Origin of the sequence: Rhizobium sp. WYCCWR10014 (assembly GCF_001657485.1) — a bacterium.
Taxonomy (GTDB): domain Bacteria; phylum Pseudomonadota; class Alphaproteobacteria; order Rhizobiales; family Rhizobiaceae; genus Rhizobium.
In genome coordinates this window covers 235301-251837 of the sequence record NZ_LXFU01000025.1, presented here as the reverse complement: position 1 = coordinate 251837, position 16537 = coordinate 235301, and the positions used below count along the sequence as shown (strand labels likewise).

Below are 16537 nucleotides of genomic sequence, written 5' to 3'. Positions count from 1 at the left end.
CCACCGAGACGTTCCAATCCACAGATAATCCCACAGCTTCAAGCGGCATACATCAGGAGCCCGCCATGATCGAAAAGACTGCGCTCAATTCCGGCTGGACGCTCTCCTGTAACGATGCAGCAAGACCCGGCATGCCGGCTGCGATACCCGCGACGGTGCCGGGCTGCGTTCATCTCGACCTTCTCGCCAACCGGCTGATCCCCGATCCCTATATCGACGTCAACGAGATCACCAACGACTGGGTCGGCAAGACCGACTGGACCTATCGCTGCAGCTTCGAGGCGATGCCAGACGATGGCAGGGTGCATGAACTGGTCTTCGACGGGCTCGATACGGTCGCGGTGATATCCCTCAACGGCGAAGAGATCGGCCGCACCTTCAACATGCACCGCACCTATCGTTTCGATGTTTCCGGATTGCTGAAGTCCGGTGTGAACGAACTGACGGTCACCTTCCGCTCCGCCTACTCCTATGGCGCGGAGATGGAAAAACATTACGGCTATCGTCCCAACAACTATCCGGGGCCGGGCAATCTGATGCGCAAGATGGCCTGCAACTTCGGCTGGGATTGGGGGCCGACCCTGGTGACGGCGGGTGCCTGGAAGCCCGTCCGGCTGGAAAGCTGGGATCGGGCGCGGCTTGCCGAAACGCGGGTGTCGGCGACACTTGCCGGCGGCGACGGACTGGTGAAGGTGCATGCCAGGCTGGCGCGGCATGGCGACACGACGCCGTTGAGGCTCATCGCCGAAATCGGCGGCGTGACCAAGACGGTGGCGATCGCCGCTGACGAAGACGAGGGTTCCTTCGCGCTTGCCCTCCCCTCGCCGCAGCTCTGGTGGCCGCACCATCTTGGCGCGCAGCCGCTTTATCCGATGATGCTCCGGCTGGTCGACGACGCCAGCGACGATCTGCTCGACAGCTATCAGCGCGAACTCGGGTTCCGCTCGCTGCGGCTCGATACCTCCGCCGACGAGCATGGCTCGGCCTTTACCTTCGTCATCAACGACGTGCCGCTCTTCATCTGCGGGGCGAACTGGATTCCGGACGATTGTTTCCCCCCGCGGGTGACGGCTGAGCGTTATGCCGCGCGGATCGAGGAGGCAAAGGCCGCCAATATTCACATGCTGCGCGTCTGGGGCGGCGGCATCTTCGAGGCCGACGAGTTCTATGAGACCTGCGACCGTGCCGGCATGCTGGTCTGGCAGGATTTCCTCTTTGCCTGCGCCGCCTATCCGGAGGAGGAGCCGCTCAGAAGCGAGGTCGAGGCGGAGGTGCGTGACAATGTCGTGCGGCTGATGCCGCATGCCTCGCTGGTCCTCTGGAACGGCAATAACGAGAACATCTGGGGCTTCGACGAATGGGGCTGGCGGCCGATCATCAAGGCAAGCGAAAGCTGGGGCCTCGGTTATTATCTCGACCTGCTGCCGCGCCTCTGCGCCGAACTCGATCCAGAACGACCCTATTATCCTGGCAGCCCCTATTCCGGCTCGATGGAAATCGAACCCAATGCCGACGCACACGGCTGCAAACATATCTGGGACGTGTGGAACGATGTCGGCTACGAGGTCTACCGCAATTATATCCCACGCTTCTGCTCCGAATTTGGCTGGCAGGCGCCGGCTGCCTGGGCGACGATCGAAGAAAGCGTGCACGACGCGCCGCTGACGCCGCAATCGAACGGCGTCTTCCACCATCAGAAGGCGACTGAGGGCAATGACAAGCTGATCCGCGGCCTGTCCGGCCATCTGCCGGAGCCGCGGACAATGGACGATTGGCACTTCGCCACCCAGCTCAACCAGGCGCGCGCCATCCGCTTCGGCGTCGAGCACATGCGCTCGCATCGGAATATCTGCAAGGGTGCTGTCGTCTGGCAGTTCAACGATTGCTGGCCGGTGACCTCCTGGGCCGCGCTCGATTCGGCCGGACGCCGCAAGCCGCTCTGGTACGCGCTGAAGGCAGCCTATGATCCGCGCCTGCTGACGATCCAGCCGCGCGGCGGCGGGCTTGCCGCGGTGGCCGTCAATGAACGCACCCTGTTCTGGCGGGCGAAGATCAGCGGTAAACGCGTGAAGCTCGACGGCACCGTGCTGGCCGAATTCGAATTCTGGCGCCTGCTCTGCGACCGTTTCGAAGCAAAGGAATTTCCGCTGCCCGAGGAGATCGTCACTCCTGGCTTACCGAAGGACGAGGTGATCGTCGTGCAGATGCTGGACAGGCGGGCCTTCCATTATTTCGTCGAGGATATCGAGCTTGCCCTGCCGGCACCGCGGCTGACTGTCGATGTCGTCGGGATCGACGGCGGGTATGCGATCAAGGTGACGGCGCAAAATTTCCTCAAGGATCTCTGCCTGATGGCCGATCGGCTGGATCCGGATGCCGTTGTCGATTCGATGCTGGTGACGCTGCTGCCGGGCGAGAGCCATGTGTTTGCGGTCAAGACGGCAAAGACGATCGTAGCAGACGATATTGTCATCGGCACCGTTCTGTGGTCGGCCAACGATCTTGTTGCCGGACGTTAGAAGAGCCCCTCATCCGGCTGCCGCCACCTTCTCCCCGCCTGCGGGGAGAAGGGGATACGCCGCGACCTCTCCGTCCCCCGCTCACCTCTCGCAGGGCACGTCCCCTCGCCCCGCAGGCGGGGAGAGGGTTAGGGTGAGGGGCAGCCATCGGTACGAACCTGACAGCAGCGGATCCAACCAAAGAACCCACGTGAGGAACGATCTCATCGCCAAACACCAAAAAGGCCCCGCATCCGCGGGGCCCTTCCAGCTCGGCCTATCGGACGACGTTACATCCAGTAGGGCGGCACGCCGTAGTAATCATAGACCCGGCGGCCATTGTCGTTGTACCAGGTGTCGTCATCGTCCGAATAGCTCGGGGCGCCTTCGATCTGCTCCTTGGTCAGGTCGATGCGATAGCCATCCAGCTGGGTGTCGTAGTTCAGCTTTTCCCAGGGAAGCGGATAGTGATCGTGGCCGATGCCCAGGAAGCCGCCGAAGCTCAGCACGGCATAGGCAACACGGCCGTCGAGCTTTCCGATGATCAAGCGTTCGATCGAGCCAATATGCTTGCCATCGGCCCCATACACACGAGTGCCTTCGACGCGGTCGCTGGCGATCAGCGAGTGTGTGCTCTTGACATTCGGGTCACGGCGGGTGGCGTCAGTATCCTGGTTCAACATTGTGCACCTCCTTTGGGTGTTTCCTCATGGTGAGTATGCAAGATCAACGTCATGGCGGACTCAAAGTTCCCCATCCGTCCAACGATCGGGCAGCGAGCGATTGTTGACGTTTACGTCAAGGTTAGTATAGCTTCATTCGGCTTGAACCGTTCAGGCAATGGCATAAGCTGCCGGACTGGAAGATGGAGGATCCTTCTAGTCGATTGCCGGCTCGGCGCCGGCGGTGGCAGCAAGGGAGAGAGGAAAAAGATGAACAGCATTTCCGTCCATCCGAACGGAGCCAAGCCCGACAAACCCTGGCTTGCCGCCTATCCCGATATCGTTCCGGCAGAGATTCCGCCGCTGGAATATGCCTCGCTTGCCGAACTGCTGGAAAAATCCTGCGCCCGTTACGCCGACCGGACCGCCTTCTCCAGTATGGGAAAAGGGATGCGCTATCGCGAGTTGGAGAGCCAGACGCGCAAACTCGCCGCCTGGCTGCAAAGCACCGGCCTTCAGAAGGGCGACCGCGTCGCCGTGATGATGCCGAACGTGCTGCAGAACCCGATTGCCACCTATGCCATCCTGCGCGCCGGCCTGGTGGTGGTGAACGTCAACCCGCTCTATACGCCGCGCGAACTCGAACACCAGTTGAAGGATTCCGGCGCCAAGGCGATCTTCGTGCTGGAGAATTTCGCCCGCACGGTGGAGCAGGTCCTCAACAAGACCGATCTGCGCCATGTCGTCGTCACCTCGCTTGGGGAAATGCTGGGGCCGAAGGGGCTGATCGTCAACTTCGTCGTGCGCAAGGTGAAAAAGCTCGTTCCCTCCTGGTCGATCCCTCAGCATAAGAGCTTCGGCCAGGTGCTCCGCGAAGGTGCGGGAAAAAAGCTCCAGCCGGTCACGCTGACAGGCAGCGACATCGCCTTCCTGCAATATACCGGCGGCACGACGGGCGTTGCCAAGGGCGCGGTGCTGACGCATCAGAACCTGCTCGCCAACAAGGTGCAGCTGTCGCTCTGGCTGCGATCGGCCTTCGAGCGCAAGAAAGAGCCGGAGGTGCTGAATTTCCTCTGCGCCCTGCCGCTCTACCATATCTTCGCGCTGACGGTGAATTCGCTGATGGGCATGTCGCTCGGCGCCCACAATATCCTGATCGCCAATCCGCGTGACATTCCCGGTCTCGTCAAGGAATTCGAAAAGTCGAAGGTGCATATTTTCCCCGGCCTCAACACGCTGTTCAATGCGCTGATGAACAATGCCGATTTCGCCAAGCTCGACTTCTCCTCGCTGATCATGTCGCTCGGCGGCGGCATGGCTGTGCAGCGCCCGGTCGCCGACCGCTGGCTGAAGATGACAGGCACGTCAGTGACGGAGGGCTACGGCCTTTCCGAGACATCGCCCGTTGCCACCGCCAACCGCTTTGATTCGGCGGAGTTCACCGGCACGATCGGGCTGCCGCTTCCCTCCACCGAACTCGACATCCGCGACGAGGCGGGCAATTCGCTGCCATCAGGCGAGGTCGGCGAGATCTGCATCCGCGGGCCGCAGGTGATGGCCGGCTACTGGCAGAAGCCTGAGGAAACGGCGCGGGTGATGACCGACGACGGCTACTTTCGCTCGGGCGACATGGGTTTCATGGACGACCGCGGCTATACCAAGATCGTCGACCGCAAGAAGGACATGATCCTCGTCTCCGGCTTCAACGTCTATCCGAACGAGATCGAGGAAGTCGCCGCCATGCATGCCGGCATCCTCGAGGCCGCAGCCATCGGCGTGCCGGACGGACATTCGGGCGAGGCAGTGAAGCTCTTCGTCGTCAGGAAGGATCCGAACCTGACGGAAGCGGAGGTGAAAGCCCATTGCATCGCCAACCTCACCAACTACAAACGGCCGCGCTTCATCGAATTCCGCACCGAGCTGCCGAAGTCGCCTGTTGGTAAGATCCTGCGTAAGGACCTGCGCGGCTGAATTTGACGATCTGATGAAAATAAAGCCATCCGCTTGCCGCGGGTGGCTTTTTTCCATTTCGGCAGGTGGCTGAACTTGATTTGCGGGTGAGAAAGCGAATAGTTTCCGCAACCTTTCCGCCTCCAAAGGAGCCTCCCATGAACGCCATCGTCGAACAGCTGAAAAGCACCGCTGATGCCACCAAGGCAACCGATATCCGTGCCGCCTTCGCCGCCGATTCGCAGCGCTTTTCGCGCTTTTCCGTCGCGCTTGACGACCTGCTGATGGATTTTTCCAAGACTGCGGTGAATGACGACATCCTCAAGCTCCTGGTGAAGCTCGCCGAAGAAGGCGGCGTCGAGACGAAGCGCGAGGAAATGTTCTCCGGCAAGGCGATCAACTTCACCGAGGACCGCGCCGTTCTGCACACCGCGCTGCGCAACCGTTCCAACACGCCGGTTCTGGTCGACGGCAAGGACGTCATGCCCGACGTCAATTCCGTGCTTGCCGCCATGGGCAAGTTTGCCGACGACGTCCGCTCCGGCACGCTGAAGGGCGCCACCGGCAAGGCGATCACCGATGTCATCAATATCGGTATCGGCGGCTCGGATCTCGGCCCGGTGATGGCAACGCTGGCGCTTGCCCCATTCCATGACGGCCCGCGCGCCCATTTCGTCTCCAATATCGACGGCGCCCATATCGCCGATATCCTGAAGCTGGTGCAGCCGGAAACGACGCTGTTCATCGTCGCCTCGAAGACCTTCACCACCGTCGAGACGATGACCAATGCGCAGACGGCGCGCAATTTCATCGCCAAGGCGCTCGGCGAAGCCGCCGTGCAGCACCACTTCGCCGCCGTCTCGACGGCGCTCGACAAGGTCGCCGCTTTCGGCATCGACAGCGCCCGCGTCTTCGGCTTCTGGGACTGGGTCGGCGGCCGTTACTCGATCTGGTCGGCGATCGGCCTACCGCTGATGATCGCCGTCGGGCCGGAGAATTTCGCCAAGTTCCTCGACGGTGCTCATGCCGTCGACAATCATTTCCGTAAGGCACCGATTACCGAGAACCTGCCGATGCTGCTCGGCCTGATCGGATTCTACCATCGCAATGTGCTGGGCTACCCCACCCGCGCCATCCTGCCCTACGACCAGCGCCTGTCGCGGTTCCCGGCCTATCTGCAGCAGCTCGACATGGAATCGAACGGCAAGGGCGTCACCATCGACGGCACGCCGGTCGAAGGCAATTCCGGCCCGGTCGTCTGGGGCGAGCCCGGTACCAACGGCCAGCATGCCTTCTACCAGCTGATCCATCAGGGCACGAGCATCATCCCGGCCGAGTTCATGATCGCAGCCAACGCCTTCGAGCCGGAACTGCGCCACCAGCACCAGCTGCTGATCTCCAACGTTCTCGCCCAGTCGGAAGCGCTGATGAGGGGACGCAGTTTCGCAGAAGCCAAGAAGCAGCTGACCGACAAGGGCATGGACGACAAAAAGGCCGATTTCATCGCGCCGCACCGCGTCTTTACCGGCAACCGTCCGTCGATCACCTTCGTCTACGACAAATTGACCCCTTATGCGCTCGGCCGGCTGATCGCGCTTTACGAACACCGCGTCTTCGTCGAAGGCGTGCTCTTCCGCATCAATTCCTTCGACCAGTGGGGCGTCGAGCTCGGCAAGGAACTGGCGACGGGCCTGCTGCCGGTCGTCGAAGGCAAGGAAAGTGCGGCATCGCACGACTCCTCGACGCAGGGCCTGGTTGCGGCACTGGCGAAGTTGGCGAAGTAAGCGATCGAGATTGCCCCTCACCCTAACCCTCTCTCCGTTCTGACGGGGAGAGGGAACGTGCCCTGCGAGAGGCGAGTGAGGAACGGAGAGGTCGCGGCATATTCCCTTCTCCCCGTCAGAACGGGGAGAAGGTTCCGGCAGGCGGATGAGGGCTGACGCTGGCTCTAACCTTACAAACCAATCTCACGCGCTGGGGCGGATTGGCGCCAACATCGACATTGCCGCCGCAAATGATGAACTGATATCAGCCGGCTCGGTGCATCCGCACGATGGGCTTCGTCATGCGAAACCGGATTGAACGTTCTTCTAATCAAAAATTGTAGAATGAATTCTTTCAATCCGCGGGAATCGCCCTAGATTCAAGCAAAATCTGTGCGGAAAATGCTCCGTTCGTTGTTCTTGTTGGCATCTGCACCGGGCCGCTCGCGTTCGGGTCGGCTCTGTTGACGTCGGCGCCTTCACTGCATGGTCCCTGCCAAGTTCAGGAGATGCCTCAAGACGCTCGTCGCACAGCGTTTCATCTCCCATCTTCACTAAAGGAAGCTCATGAGCCGTCTTATCGTCGTTTCCAATCGTGTTCCCATGCCGGCCAAAGATGGGAGCGCCGCTGCCGGCGGCCTGGCCGTCGCGCTGCAGGCAGCCCTGCAGGAGCGGGGCGGCATCTGGATGGGATGGTCGGGAGAATCGAGCGGGGACAGGGAACCTGGCCCTCTGTCGCAACTGCAGAAGGGCAACATCACCTATGCGCTGACCGATCTCACCGACACCGACGTCGAGGAGTATTATCGCGGCTTCGCAAACCGCGTTCTCTGGCCCATCTGCCATTATCGACTGGACCTCGCCGAATATGGCCGGAAGGAAATGGCCGGCTATTTCCGCGTCAACCGCTTCTTCGCTCACAGGTTGGCGCCGATGATCGAGCCGGACGACATCATCTGGGTTCATGATTACCACCTCATTCCGCTGGCGGCCGAACTGCGCCAAATGGGGTTGAAAAACCGGATCGGCTTCTTCCTGCACATTCCCTGGCCGCCGGCCGACATTCTCGTCACGATGCCCGTCCATGAGGAAATCATGCGCGGGCTCTCGCATTACGATCTCGTCGGCTTCCAGACCGACTACGACCTCCAGAACTTTGCCGGGTATCTCAGAAGGGAGGGAATTGGCGACGATCTCGGACATGGATTGTTCGATTCCCATGGGCGGATTTTCAAGGCCGGCGCCTATCCGATCGGGATCGAAACTGCTGGTTTCGCCGAGTTCGCCGAGAGAGCCGCAAACCACATCATGGTACAGAAGACCCGGCGCAGCGTTGAAGGCCGGGACATGATCATCGGGGTCGACCGCCTCGATTATTCGAAGGGCATCATTCAACGACTGGAAGCGTTCGAAACCTTCCTCACCAGCAATCCTGCCTACCAGAACAAGGTCACTTATCTGCAGGTCACGCCAAAATCGCGATCGGAAGTTCCCGAATACGAGCATATGCAGAAGATGGTCGCCGAACAGGCCGGCCGCGTGAACGGCGCCATCGGAACGGTCGACTGGGTGCCGATCCGCTATGTCAACCGATCGATCAGCCGCAACGTGCTTGCCGGCCTCTACCGGCTGGCGACGATCGGGCTGGTCACGCCGCTGCGCGACGGCATGAACCTCGTCGCCAAGGAATATGTCGCCGCTCAGGATCCCGATCGCCCGGGCGTATTGGTGCTATCGCGCTTCGCCGGCGCGGCTCGAGAGTTGAAGGGTGCGCTGCTGGTCAATCCTTACGATGTCGAAGGCACTGCCAATGCCATCGCCAAGGGCCTTGCCATGTCGCTGGAGGAGCGCCGCGACCGCTGGAGCATGATGATGGAGCATCTGCTAACCCACGACGTCTCACTTTGGTGCCAAAACTTCTTGGGGGATCTGGTGCTTGCTCCCGAGCTTCGCCCGGAGCGTGACCCCGGATAGGCTCCTGATCGATCGGCGTCGACCCGTCCTGGCCTCTGGAGAGTAGAGGGAATCGAGACGTTGCGGCAAGGAGGAGGCACTTACGGGCGAGATTCCGCGCGACCTGCTGCGTGATGTGGCGGATGACTGTCGCCCGCCGTTACAATTGCGTCGATGCGTCTCAATCCCCGCCTTGGCACGATCATGTGTGGGAGCTTGATCGCCGAAGCCAGACCGAGCCTTGCCAGCAGCCGGATGAAATACCAACCGAGATCCAGTTGCCCCGGCTCGATGCCGAGCCGCGCCGAATCCGGAAAGGCGTGATGGTTGCCATGGAAGCTCTCGCCAAAGGTCACCAGCCCGAAACGCGGCAGGTTATAGCCCTGCACCGCGACACCATCGACACTCCAGCCCTGATGGCCGGCTCGATGCGCGAAATGACCGACCAGCCAGTGTCCGGTCAGCGACACGGATATCCGCACGACAATACCCCAAACCACCCATGGCAGTCCGCCGAGCGCAAAGAGCGCGAGTCCCAAGGGGATCTGCTGCGCCATCCATGTCGCCTCCAGGAAGCGATAGAAGCGGTCGCGCCGCTCGCGCTCGTCGAGGACGAAACGCGGCGGATGGTCCAGCGCCACGATGCAATGCATCTGCCAGAAGGCATCGATGAAGAAAGACCGCCGATGGGCGTAGAGGTCATGGCAGTCTCGCTGCCGTTGCGCCCAGTCGCGAATGTCGTGCGCGTAGATCATGCCGAAGGGGCCGGCCATGCCGACCAGCGTACCGAGATAGACGAGAAAGTGCTCGATCCAGATATGAGTGCTGAATGAGCGATGGATCAGCAGCCGGTGCATGCCGACCGAATGACCAAGGCAGATCGTGATGGCGGTCAAGAGGATAAAGACGGCAAAGGCGCTCCAGGTGAAGGTCAGTGGGCCACCAATGATGGCAATCAAGGTCATCGCGGTGATCCAGATCGACTTTGCGGGCATCCAGACCACTCTGCCCTTCACCGGATCGCTCCCGTTGTCGATCATTCGTCCAGTGGAAATACTGCTCATGACAAACTCCTTCCCATCGGGCGCATTCTCTACTTGAACATCGCCTACCAATTCATTATTTAAGAAATTACCTAATTACTTTGCATGAACGGAATCAATTAAGCAATGCATTAATTCCTTAATTGATTAACGGATCGATGCGATGATGCCGCTGGCACGGAGACCGGACTTGGACGAAGAGACTTTCGATGACGCCGTGGAAGGCCGTTCCGTCAGCGCCGCCCAGCGGGTATTTCACGCGCTTTCCAGTGCGCCGCGCCGGAAGATCCTCGCCTATCTCTCGGCATCGGGTCTGACCGCTGGCGAGATCGCGGACCGCTTCAGCATGTCCAAGCCAGCCGTTTCGCAGCATCTTTCCATCCTCGAAGCTGCGGGGCTGATCAGACGAGAGAAACAGGGCCAGTTCGTCCACTACTCCCTGATCGAGAACAATCTCGTCAATACGCTCAACGGCTTCGTGCAGGAGGTCTGCCCGGTCGGTCGGCCGATCAAGAAGGAAAGCCAGGCGCGCACCCGGGGCAGATTGGTGCCGGCGAAGCCCGCGAAATAAGCGTTCGAGATTTGCCCCTCACCCTAACCCTCTCCCCGTGAAGAACGGGGAGAGGGGACGTGCCATGCGGGACGTCAAGGGGAACGGAGAGAGCGCGGCAGATCCCCTTCGCCCCGTGTTTACGGGGAGAAGGTGCCGGCAGGCGGATGAGGGGCGGAGGCTTGATCGAGCTTTAAAGCCCGATCTCGCGCGCCCAGGGTGGATTGGCGCCCGCGCGGGAGACGGTGACGGCCGCCGCCTTCGCACCCAGCGCCAGGGCGTTGCGCAGCGCCTTTTCATCGAGCGAGGCGACTTGGCGTTTGGTCAGCAGATTATCCATCTTCAGCGACGCCAGGATGCCGGCATCGAAGGTATCGCCGGCGCCGACCGTGTCGACGACGGTGACGCGCTCACTCGGCACCGTGACTTTGCGATCCTTGGTATAACCGGAAGCACCCTCCGCGCCCTTGGTGATGACGACGAGCTTGGCGCCGTGGTTCAGCCAATGGGCGGCGAGCGCATCATGGTCGCCCTGCAGGCCGAACCATTCGAGATCCTCGTCGGAGAATTTGACGATGTCGGCTTTTGCGGCCATGCGCTTGATACGGGCCATATGCGACGGCTTGTCCTTGATGAAACCGGGACGAATGTTCGGATCGAGCGAGATGACGCGGCTTGCGGCTTCGCGGTCGAGCAGGGCCTCATAGGTTTCGCCGCAGGGGCTGGGGATCAGGCTGATTGCGCCGAAGTGCAAGGCTTCGCAATCGTCGCCGAGAACAGGCAGGTCGGCCGTGGTGATCATCCGGCCGGCCGTGCCTTCGTCGTAGAAGGCATAGGTCGCCTGGCCGTTCACCAGCTTGACGAAGGCGATGGTCGAGGGACGCGGCGTGATGGCGCATGGGCTGTAATCGACATTGCTCGCCTTCAGCGTCTCGAGCAGGATTTCGCCCATCATGTCATCGGCGATGCCGGTGAAGAAGGCCGTGGGAATGCCGAGGCGGCCGAGCGCGATGGCGGTGTTGAAGATGGCGCCGCCGGCATAGGGAGCAAAGCCCTTTTCGCCCAGCGTCGTGTCCCTCGGCAGCATGTCGATCAAGGCTTCGCCGCAGCACAAAATCATCGAATTCCTCCCAACAGCATTTATACGTTCATCAACCGATTAAGTGGGCTTTTGTCAACAGGCTAGAGCGAAAGCTCACTTACGCCACCATTCCTGCCCGACCAGGCCAGCGGCGCATCGAGGAAGGCCTCGACTTCCGACAGCGTCTTGTCGTCGAAGAGCTTCTGCTCTTTGGCGACGGCGAGAACATTCCGCCAGGTGGCGATGTGATGCAACCTGACCTTTCCATCGGCAAAGCGCTGTTCACCGAATATGCCGTAGAAGAACAGCGCGATGCCATGATCGACGACGCCGCCGGCGGCACGGACGGCATCGATGAACTTGAACATGCTGCCGCCGGCCGTCGTCAGGTCTTCGATGACGAGCACCCTCGACCCTTCCGGCATGTTGCCTTCGATCTGGGCGTTGCGGCCATGGCCCTTCGGCTGTTTGCGGACATAGATCATCGGCAGGCCGAGACGATCGGCAAGCAGAGCGGCGAAGGGAATGCCGGCGGTCTCGCCACCGGCGATGCAATCGAACTGCTCGAAACCGGCATCGCGCAAGAGGGTGCTGGCGGCGAAATCCATCACCGTCGAGCGGATGCGCGGGAAGGAGAGCAGCTTGCGGCAATCGATATAGACCGGGCTCGCCATGCCGGAGGAGAGTTTGTAGGGCTGGGCGGCATTGAAATGCACCGCCTTGATCTCCCAGAGCATCTTGGCCAGCAATTCGGCCATCACGGCGCGGTCGGGAAATGTGGTCTGGATCATGCGGCTCTCCTTCGGCTTGGATCCTTGCGGGAATAGCAGCAAGAGCCCGACGTTTCCAGACGAAAGGCGGGGCTATTGCAGCAGACGGCCGATATCAACGATCTGCATCTTCTTGAACAAAGCGACTGTCTGGGCGCCCTCCTCCGCATCCAGCGAAACGGCATAACGCACGCCGGCGGCAAGCAGTTGCATCGTCAGCCGGGCGATCGCCAGCAGCTCCCTGCGGTCGCGATCCGGCCACAGGCGGACCAGCACGGCGAGAAATGCCTGGGCATGAAATTCCATGTCCTCGGCATCCACCTGCTGCAGCAGCTTGTCGGTATGGGTCGCATGCCAGATATCGCGCATGACGGGCTCGCGGCGGAAGAAGGCGTAATATTCGTCGACGATCGTGGCGAGCGCGCCCTGCAGGGCCGCAGCGTCGTTCACCTTCGCCAGTTCCTCTTCGACACACCGCCTGCCCTCTTCGTTGAAGCGCTCGGCCAATGTCCGAATGATCGAGGTCTTGTCGGGGAAATACTGGTAGAGGGCCCCGAAGGAGAGACCGGCCTTTTCGACGATCTCGCTCATCTTCAAGCCGTCGCTGCCATGGCTTTCGATCAGCTCGGCGGCCACAGTGAGGATCTTTTCGAAGCGCTCGCGGCCGCGCTGCTGGCTGGGAATGCGGCGCAGCTGGCCGGTAGACTCCTGCTGGCGCCTGCGCGTTGCGGCCGGCTGTTCCGACATGCTCTCTCCTTTTCCACGTTGACAAACAAAATAAGAGAGATTATCTCATTTTGCAAATGAGAGAGTTTCTCTTGTTTGTAGGTTTGGAGGAGTTTTGACATGCAGACTTCCGAAATCGTCCTCGTCGGTGGATCGGGAAAGACCGGCGGGCGCATCATCAAGCGTCTGGAAGAGCGCGGCCTCACCGTTCGCGCGGCATCGCGCTCCAGCGCACGGCCCTTCGACTGGGAGGACAGGTCGAGCTGGCGCGCGGCGCTTGACGGCGCATCGAGCGCCTATGTCGCCTTCCAGCCGGACCTTTCCGTCGCCTGGGCGGCGGAAGCGATCGAAGCGCTCGCCAAGGTCGCCAGGGAATGCGGCCTTGAGCATATCGTGCTGCTTTCCGGCCGCGGCGAAGAGGGCGCGCAGCGGAGCGAAGCGGCGCTGAAAGCTTCCGGCATAAACACCACCATCCTGCGCGCCTCCTGGTTCTGCCAGAATTTCAGCGAGGGCGCCTTTGTCGAGCAGATCATTGGCGGCCGGCTGCAATTGCCGGCGGGCGAGATCGGCGAACCTTTCATTGATGCCGACGACATTGCCGATGCCGCCGTCGCCGCCTTGACCGACCCGCGCCACCGCAACAAGACCTACGAACTGACCGGCCCGCGGGCGCTGACATTCCGCCAGGCGGTCGCCGAGATCGCTCAGGCCGCCGGGCGGCCGATCGAATATCAGCAGGTGTCGATGGCGGATTTCACCGGCGGACTTGCGGCGGCCGGCCTGCCGCAGGGCCTGATCGATCTTCTGGAGGAGCTCTTCGGCCAGGTGCTCGATGGGCGCAATTCCAACGTGATGGGCGGTGTCGCCGAAATTCTTGGCCGTCCCGCCACCGATTTCAGCGAATATGCCCGCCGGACCGCGGCAACCGGACTATGGAGCGCCTGACCATGCAGATCATTCTCATCCTCTCCCTCGTGGCGGCGGCGATCGGCAGCGGCCTTGTCGCCGGCATCTTCTTCGCCTTCTCGACCTTCATCATGACCGCCTTCTCGCGGATTCCGGCAGAGCAAGGCATCGCGGCGATGAACTCGATCAACGTGACGATCGTCCGCTCTCCCTTCATGTGCCTCTTCGTGCCGACGGCGATCCTCTGCCTCGTCATCGCCGTGCTCGCCCTGATCGACTGGCGCGGCGGGGCATCTTTTCTGATGCTGGCCGGAGCAGCCCTCTATGTCTTCGCCTCCTTCGTCTCGACCATCATCTTCAACGTGCCGATGAACGATGCGCTAGCGAAGGTCGCCGGCAACGGGCCGGAAGCGGTTCAGCTCTGGACCAGCTATGTCAGGGACTGGACGTGGTGGAACCATGTGCGGACCATCGCCTCGCTACTCGCCTCAGTCGCCTTCGTCCGGGCGTTGATGATCGTCTGAGAAGCAAGCGGGGCCTAGAAGGGATATGCCGCAACCTCTCTGTTCCCCCCACCAACCTCTCGCAGGGGCACGTCCCCTCGCCCCGTTTACGGGGAGAGGGTTAGGGTGAGGGACAGCTATCCGCGTGAACCAGACGACTGTGGGGCAAGCCGGAGCATGGCGAAAGAGAAGTTCACCGTCTACGTCTGCTCGCAAAAGACGATGCGGTTGCTGAAGGGGTCGGTGACGGTCATCTCCAGTCCCCACGGCGCTTCCTCGACGCCCGGCTTCATATAGCGATAGTCCTTGCCTGAGAGTTCGGCGTGATAGGCCCGGACATTGGCGACGCGAACGAAGGCCTTGGCGCCGGGGCTGGCATCGCCGGAATGTTCGCTGAGGTGCAGCGCCATGCCGTCACGCGAGACCTGGCAATAGAGCGGGAAGTTTTCGCCGAAGCGGTGTTCCCAATCGAGACGGAAGCCGAGAAAGCCGCAATAGAATTCCATGGCTTTTTCGACCGAGAAGATGCGGAAGATCGGCATCGGCGGCTCGATGCCGATGACGGAGCGGGAGGCGCCCGCCTCCTCTATCTTGGCCGAGAGAATATTCCATTGATCGAGCCCGAATTGCCGGGCAACGATTTCGAGCGTCTCGCTGTGGGTGAGCGAAATGTCGCGGTCGGCGAGGGCCTGCCGCAATGTCTTTGCCAGGAGCTTGGCATCGCGAAAATCGCGCATGATGTCATCCTTCCGTTGGCGGCAAACAGGAAGATCAGTGCCCGCGTCTGCTGACCCGTTCGCCATCGATCGCCAAACGGCAAGGGATGTGAAGGATGTTGTCTGGATGCATTCACCATAACGCAGAAGCGTCGCGGGGCGGCTGGCCGCATCCGGCCGACGGCGATAATATGAGAGGGTCGGTCAGGAATCAAGACGCGGTGCGCGTTGCCTCGACCGGAACCGCCTTGAGGTAGCTGGCAAGCTCGACCCGGTTGCGGCCGGCGCGTTTGGCGACATAGAGCGCCTTGTCGGCGGCACTCAGCATGGTGTCGAAATCCAAGCTCTTCGAACGTCCGGGGGCGACACCGACGCTGACCGTGCATGTCAGCACCTCGTCATCGATATGGATCTCGCGCGCCTCGAATGCCCGGCGGATGCGCTCGGCCGTGAGTTCCGCCCGGCCGGGCATGATCTCCTTCAGCACCAGTACGAATTCCTCGCCGCCGAGCCGGGCAGCGGTGTCGCCGGTGCGGCAATGCGCCGAAAGTTCGCCGGCAAAGACATTGAGCACGCGGTCGCCGGCGGCATGGCCGAAGCGATCGTTGACGGATTTGAAGTGATCGATATCGAAGACGATGACGGCGGTGGTCGTTCCCATCGGGCGCGCGCCGTATTGGTCGAAGAGTGCGCGGCGGTTGAGCAGGCCGGTCAGCGGATCGGTGATCGCATCGAGACGATGGCGAGCAGCGAGCCGCCATTGATGCAGCGCCAGCGACAGCGCACCGATCCCGGTCATGCCGGCGATGCAGACGGCAAGGCTCAGATCTTCGGCCCAGTTGCTGGGGGCTTTGCCGAGCACCAGCTTGCCGTCTGAAATCAGCACCGCGGCGCAGAGAACGAAGGAGATCGCCGTCAGCGTATAGAGCGCGGTAATGCCAAGGAGCGGCGCCGGTGCTTCGGCACGGGCGAGCCAATATTGCCGGGCCGTGGCAAAGAGCAAAAGGGCGATGGCGAGATTGTCGGCGATGAAGGCCAGCCCGTCATAGCCCGACAGCATCGGCACGATGGAGAGGACCATCGCCGCAAGCGCGCGGATCGCGATGGCGAGGAGAGACACCCGGCCGGTGAGGAATTGTTTGCCGGCGCCCCAGATGGTGGCAAAACCGGCATGAAACAGTACGAAATTGGCGACGCCGAGCCATGTCTCCGGCGTATTGACATAGGCGCTGTAGACGAAAATGCCGCTGACGACGAGGACAAGGCCGACGGTGGCGGTGAGCAACACGGTTTCCGAGCGACGGACAAGCCAGCTGCCCATCAGCGTCACCGCAAGGCAGGCCGCGGAGACGCCGAGCGCCAACAGGAGGGAGTTATAGTCAAGCATCATGCTTTTCAGTCTCCGCAGCTATTGTC

Annotated in this window: 14 protein-coding genes; 7 read left to right on the top strand and 7 right to left on the bottom strand. The window is 61.4% G+C overall.

The features are described 5' to 3' along the window. The first annotated feature begins 65 nt into the window (after nucleotides 1-65). The gene (locus A6U98_RS06120; RefSeq protein ID WP_064648600.1) at nucleotides 66-2519 is read left to right on the top strand and encodes a glycoside hydrolase family 2 protein; all 2454 of its coding nucleotides are present in this window, start codon (nucleotides 66-68) and stop codon (nucleotides 2517-2519) included. Nucleotides 2520-2788: 269 nt separating this feature from the next. On the opposite strand, the gene A6U98_RS06115 is transcribed toward A6U98_RS06120, so the two are convergent. Further along, nucleotides 2789-3181 (bottom strand): PRC-barrel domain-containing protein, encoded by a 393-nt coding sequence (locus A6U98_RS06115; RefSeq protein ID WP_011650296.1) that lies wholly within the window; start codon nucleotides 3179-3181, stop codon nucleotides 2789-2791. 249 nt (nucleotides 3182-3430) lie between these two features. Here A6U98_RS06115 and A6U98_RS06110 point away from each other — a divergent pair, with 249 nt between their 5' ends. The 3 genes from A6U98_RS06110 (at nucleotide 3431) to otsA (ending at nucleotide 8847) form a co-directional block, all read left to right on the top strand. Further along, the gene (locus A6U98_RS06110; protein ID WP_064648598.1) at nucleotides 3431-5131 is read left to right on the top strand and encodes a long-chain fatty acid--CoA ligase; all 1701 of its coding nucleotides are present in this window, start codon (nucleotides 3431-3433) and stop codon (nucleotides 5129-5131) included. Nucleotides 5132-5268: 137 nt separating this feature from the next. Next, entirely contained in the window at nucleotides 5269-6894 is a 1626-nt protein-coding gene (pgi, locus tag A6U98_RS06105; RefSeq protein WP_064648596.1) for a glucose-6-phosphate isomerase, read from the top strand. A gap of 546 nt (nucleotides 6895-7440) precedes the next feature. Continuing rightward, nucleotides 7441-8847: an alpha,alpha-trehalose-phosphate synthase (UDP-forming) gene (otsA, locus tag A6U98_RS06100; RefSeq protein WP_064648594.1), complete on the top strand. Its 1407-nt coding sequence runs from the start codon at nucleotides 7441-7443 to the stop codon at nucleotides 8845-8847. 80 nt (nucleotides 8848-8927) lie between these two features. On the opposite strand, the gene A6U98_RS06095 is transcribed toward otsA, so the two are convergent. Next, nucleotides 8928-9890, bottom strand: a complete 963-nt coding sequence (locus tag A6U98_RS06095; RefSeq protein ID WP_064648592.1) for an acyl-CoA desaturase — start codon at nucleotides 9888-9890, stop codon at nucleotides 8928-8930. 169 nt (nucleotides 9891-10059) lie between these two features. Here A6U98_RS06095 and A6U98_RS06090 point away from each other — a divergent pair, with 169 nt between their 5' ends. Continuing rightward, on the top strand, nucleotides 10060-10440 hold the full coding sequence (locus A6U98_RS06090) for a metalloregulator ArsR/SmtB family transcription factor (RefSeq protein WP_062939842.1): 381 nt from the start codon (nucleotides 10060-10062) through the stop codon (nucleotides 10438-10440). Nucleotides 10441-10612: 172 nt separating this feature from the next. Here the strand turns inward: A6U98_RS06090 and A6U98_RS06085 are convergent, their stop codons facing one another. The 3 genes from A6U98_RS06085 to A6U98_RS06075 form a co-directional block, all read right to left on the bottom strand. Beyond that, nucleotides 10613-11539 (bottom strand): carbohydrate kinase, encoded by a 927-nt coding sequence (locus A6U98_RS06085; RefSeq protein WP_064648590.1) that lies wholly within the window; start codon nucleotides 11537-11539, stop codon nucleotides 10613-10615. Between the two features lie 62 nt (nucleotides 11540-11601). Beyond that, on the bottom strand, nucleotides 11602-12291 hold the full coding sequence (locus A6U98_RS06080) for an orotate phosphoribosyltransferase (protein WP_028731601.1): 690 nt from the start codon (nucleotides 12289-12291) through the stop codon (nucleotides 11602-11604). Nucleotides 12292-12363: 72 nt separating this feature from the next. Continuing rightward, nucleotides 12364-13017 (bottom strand): TetR/AcrR family transcriptional regulator, encoded by a 654-nt coding sequence (locus tag A6U98_RS06075; protein ID WP_064648588.1) that lies wholly within the window; start codon nucleotides 13015-13017, stop codon nucleotides 12364-12366. Nucleotides 13018-13116: 99 nt separating this feature from the next. Here A6U98_RS06075 and A6U98_RS06070 point away from each other — a divergent pair, with 99 nt between their 5' ends. Both A6U98_RS06070 and A6U98_RS06065 read left to right on the top strand, forming a co-directional pair. After that, nucleotides 13117-13941 (top strand): NmrA family NAD(P)-binding protein, encoded by an 825-nt coding sequence (locus A6U98_RS06070; RefSeq protein WP_064648586.1) that lies wholly within the window; start codon nucleotides 13117-13119, stop codon nucleotides 13939-13941. Nucleotides 13942-13943: 2 nt separating this feature from the next. Further along, complete coding sequence (locus tag A6U98_RS06065; protein ID WP_064648718.1) at nucleotides 13944-14426, top strand: anthrone oxygenase family protein; 483 nt, start codon at nucleotides 13944-13946, stop codon at nucleotides 14424-14426. 179 nt (nucleotides 14427-14605) lie between these two features. Here the strand turns inward: A6U98_RS06065 and A6U98_RS06060 are convergent, their stop codons facing one another. Both A6U98_RS06060 and A6U98_RS06055 read right to left on the bottom strand, forming a co-directional pair. Continuing rightward, complete coding sequence (locus A6U98_RS06060; RefSeq protein ID WP_064648584.1) at nucleotides 14606-15142, bottom strand: glyoxalase superfamily protein; 537 nt, start codon at nucleotides 15140-15142, stop codon at nucleotides 14606-14608. Between the two features lie 190 nt (nucleotides 15143-15332). Then, a complete protein-coding gene (locus A6U98_RS06055; RefSeq protein ID WP_064648581.1) occupies nucleotides 15333-16511 on the bottom strand; it encodes a GGDEF domain-containing protein in 1179 nt (392 codons plus the stop codon). Nucleotides 16512-16537: the final 26 nt, after the last annotated feature.

What these genes read in the sequence shown, in the direction of transcription:
- A6U98_RS06120 (WP_064648600.1), top strand. Translation starts at nt 66, where the DNA reads ATGATCGAAAAGACTGCGCTCAATTCCGGCTGGACGCTCTCCTGTAAC.
- A6U98_RS06115 (WP_011650296.1), bottom strand. Translation starts at nt 3,181, where the DNA reads ATGTTGAACCAGGATACTGACGCCACCCGCCGTGACCCGAATGTCAAG.
- A6U98_RS06110 (WP_064648598.1), top strand. Translation starts at nt 3,431, where the DNA reads ATGAACAGCATTTCCGTCCATCCGAACGGAGCCAAGCCCGACAAACCC.
- pgi (WP_064648596.1), top strand. Translation starts at nt 5,269, where the DNA reads ATGAACGCCATCGTCGAACAGCTGAAAAGCACCGCTGATGCCACCAAG.
- otsA (WP_064648594.1), top strand. Translation starts at nt 7,441, where the DNA reads ATGAGCCGTCTTATCGTCGTTTCCAATCGTGTTCCCATGCCGGCCAAA.
- A6U98_RS06095 (WP_064648592.1), bottom strand. Translation starts at nt 9,890, where the DNA reads ATGAGCAGTATTTCCACTGGACGAATGATCGACAACGGGAGCGATCCG.
- A6U98_RS06085 (WP_064648590.1), bottom strand. Translation starts at nt 11,539, where the DNA reads ATGATTTTGTGCTGCGGCGAAGCCTTGATCGACATGCTGCCGAGGGAC.
- A6U98_RS06080 (WP_028731601.1), bottom strand. Translation starts at nt 12,291, where the DNA reads ATGATCCAGACCACATTTCCCGACCGCGCCGTGATGGCCGAATTGCTG.
- A6U98_RS06075 (WP_064648588.1), bottom strand. Translation starts at nt 13,017, where the DNA reads ATGTCGGAACAGCCGGCCGCAACGCGCAGGCGCCAGCAGGAGTCTACC.
- A6U98_RS06070 (WP_064648586.1), top strand. Translation starts at nt 13,117, where the DNA reads ATGCAGACTTCCGAAATCGTCCTCGTCGGTGGATCGGGAAAGACCGGC.
- A6U98_RS06065 (WP_064648718.1), top strand. Translation starts at nt 13,944, where the DNA reads ATGCAGATCATTCTCATCCTCTCCCTCGTGGCGGCGGCGATCGGCAGC.
- A6U98_RS06060 (WP_064648584.1), bottom strand. Translation starts at nt 15,142, where the DNA reads ATGCGCGATTTTCGCGATGCCAAGCTCCTGGCAAAGACATTGCGGCAG.
- A6U98_RS06055 (WP_064648581.1), bottom strand. Translation starts at nt 16,511, where the DNA reads ATGATGCTTGACTATAACTCCCTCCTGTTGGCGCTCGGCGTCTCCGCG.